Consider the following 2,164-nt stretch of genomic DNA (forward strand, 5'->3'; position numbering starts at 1 on the left):
GCAGTATCAAGGGTTTAGGTCCAATGAAAAATATCAAAAAGATAGCATTCCATATTGAATCTATGATTGACAATGTACCTTTATATTCAGGTGATGGATTCATTTCCACAGTTAAACTTTGCACTTAATCTGATTTTTCCTGGACCTCCTTGCCTCTTGCCCCGATAAGGGGCAAATAGCGATAGAAACGATAACCCAGGCAATTGGGGCGCCTCGGAGAGTGCGCGATAGATTGATTGCGGTTGTTGAATCAAATAAGAAATAGAAAAAGATAATAGCCGTAAATCCAGTGGCCCTGCCATTTTGCAAACCGTTTATAAAAAGGGTATAAGATTGCAAGATAAAAATTAAACCTTTATTCATGAATTCGTGGCCATTTCTCATATAAACCATCCAGATGACCATCTGTGAGTACCATGGGGTTATCTAAAAGACCGGTGAGACCATTTAAGAACTCGGTAATACCAGCTACTTCATCTGTGACAGCATCGAACAGACTGATAAAAACATCCACTTCATCGGCATCATCAGTAAGGACATCGGTATGACCATCAATCTCACCGGCAACATCAGAAAGGTCATCGGTATGACCATCAATCTCACCGGTAACATCAGAAAGGTCATCGGTATGACCATCAATCTCACCGGTAACATCAGAAAGGTCATCGGTATGATCATGAGCCTCATCGGTGATATATGCGAAGAGGCTGGCTTCACTGATGTGATCATTGAAGTGACCTGAATTCCTATTAGTATAAGTAACCATATCACTGATATACATCTAACCCGAATTATTCACAAATAATTCTGACTAAAAAAACAATGCCTTCGCTTAGTTAAAAGCGAAGGCAAAAGTTAGCCTGCACGGGCGATTCAAAATGCTTCTGCAAAGTGGAAGGTGTTATTCCTCCTCAGCGGGTGCTTCTGCATCCGGCTCCGTCTCCTGGCTTGTTCTGCCGGAACTTACTTTAGCCACTACCCTGGAAAATATGAATAGGTCGCGTTTCTCCGGATCGTCTTTAAAAATCGCTGCACCAATCTTACAGATTCTGATGATCTCGCCATAAATCGACTTATACTCCCGGCTTGCCTCCTGCGAAGGCTGATTCCAAAAATTTTTCAGTTTTTCCTGTTCAATATTGGCCTGCTGAAATTCCGGTGCGTAGCCACTGATCCTTTCAATGAACCCTGGGTTAATCCCTACCGCGACGATCTTCTCTTTCAAACCGTCATTCATCACATTCCTGAAATTGTTCAGCATGCTCATCAGGCTTTCCTGGTTGTTTTTATCTTGTATGTCCCTGTAAAACCTGTTGTAACCGAGCTGGTCCAGGATTTCTGCTGCTTCCTCCTTGCCAAAATCAGCTTTGACATGGACCTTAAAGGAGTATAAATCGGTCCTGGCATCCTTCAGGATATCCATCACCCTGTTGGTAGCCTGTTTCAGTTTGATTTTGTGATTCACACCTACCAGGTTGGTCAATGCATTTTCTGTCCGTTCTTCAAGAGCATCCGCAAAATCCGGATTCCAGATGGTGCGCATGGCTTCAAAAAAATCGATGTTATCCCGGAAGGCTTTAACAATAATCAGTGTAGCCAGTAACATATCTACTGTTTCGTAATTGTAATTGATTTCGGTTTCTTCCATAACATTTTGTTTTAGATAATGATTATACTTTTTTTGTAGATCAATACCTTTGGGTGCAATTCATGCAGCAAAGATATCTGTAAGCATGATACGGGTGGTGACAAGTGCCGATAAAGCAGCCACCCTGGTAATGGACGGGGTGGCAAACTTTATCATCATAGAGCGGTGTGGCTCCATTTTGCCCGGGCCGGTTCGCCGAACCAACCGTTGTGGCTTTGAGGTTTGTTTTATCATATCTGTTTGGCTGGCAATATGTTTTAAGATTATACATAAAGGATCAAGCGGTCTGGTTTTAATGCAAATTGTCAAACAAGATATAGAAATATATTTAACAAAGCAATACCTATCTAAATTTCAGATGATAAAAGAACCTGCAAAAATTGCTGTATTGCTTATGGATATTGGCATTGAGAAAAATGAACATTTCTGCAGGAAGTGCTAATTTAGATTTTGTCAAAATAAAAATAAGGGTTGATCTATTTCTTGGAAACCGTTGAGACATGGCATGTCTCTACA

The 2,164-nt window shown here is 41.1% G+C and carries 3 protein-coding genes; all 3 read right to left on the reverse strand.

What is annotated here, in order from left to right:
• Positions 1-355: 355 nt before the first annotated feature.
• Positions 356-781 (reverse strand): hypothetical protein, encoded by a 426-nt coding sequence (locus KGY70_19010; GenBank protein MBS3777292.1) that lies wholly within the window; start codon positions 779-781, stop codon positions 356-358.
• A gap of 120 nt (positions 782-901) precedes the next feature.
• Complete coding sequence (locus KGY70_19015) at positions 902-1,648, reverse strand: hypothetical protein (GenBank protein MBS3777293.1); 747 nt, start codon at positions 1,646-1,648, stop codon at positions 902-904.
• 60 nt (positions 1,649-1,708) lie between these two features.
• Positions 1,709-1,882 carry a hypothetical protein gene (locus KGY70_19020; GenBank protein MBS3777294.1) on the reverse strand — a complete coding sequence of 58 codons (174 nt, stop codon included), beginning with the start codon at positions 1,880-1,882 and terminating at the stop codon, positions 1,709-1,711.
• Between the last annotated feature and the right edge of the window lie 282 nt (positions 1,883-2,164).

The organism is Bacteroidales bacterium (genome assembly GCA_018334875.1).
Taxonomy (GTDB): Bacteria; Bacteroidota; Bacteroidia; order Bacteroidales; family UBA12077; genus JAGXLC01.

Excerpts from the sequence above, each read along its gene's own strand:
- KGY70_19010 (MBS3777292.1), bottom strand. The coding sequence starts at position 781 with ATGTATATCAGTGATATGGTTACTTATACTAATAGGAATTCAGGTCAC.
- KGY70_19020 (MBS3777294.1), bottom strand. The coding sequence starts at position 1,882 with ATGATAAAACAAACCTCAAAGCCACAACGGTTGGTTCGGCGAACCGGC.
- KGY70_19015 (MBS3777293.1), bottom strand. The coding sequence starts at position 1,648 with ATGGAAGAAACCGAAATCAATTACAATTACGAAACAGTAGATATGTTA.